The sequence below is a fragment of the Myroides sp. TSA_177.3 genome, from assembly GCF_052691955.1.
The window spans coordinates 1-379 of the sequence record NZ_JBQZGD010000062.1 but is presented as its reverse complement, the minus strand read 5'-3'; the positions used below and the strand labels follow the sequence as shown (position 1 = coordinate 379).

Here is a 379-nt window from a genome sequence, read left to right as displayed (position 1 = left end):
AATAGTCAATACTAATCCTGAAAAGGTAAAAGAGATTATTGAAAAAGTAGCCAAAGACGTGGAAGGCAATGTGACGTACAACGGAACAGAGTTAGTCTACAAAGACGGAAACGGAGATGATCAAGTGATCAACCTTGACCAACTGGTAAAAGCCAATGAAACCGTTACAACTTTACTTGCCAATTCAGACGGAACCTATACCTATAAATCAGAGAATGGTACCGAAACTATCATCGATATTCCAGCTTCGGTAGCCAACAACTTCGAAACGATTGTAAACAACAATCCAGAGAAAGTAAAAGAGATTATCGAACAAGTGGCCAAAGATGTAGAAGGCAATGTGACGTACAACGGAACGGATTTGGTATATAAAGACGGC

The 379-nt window shown here is 39.6% G+C and carries 1 pseudogene; it reads left to right on the top strand.

Annotation, left to right across the window (positions count from 1 at the left end):
* Positions 1-379: pseudogene (locus tag ACUTSE_RS18150) on the top strand (hypothetical protein); the annotation flags it as partial.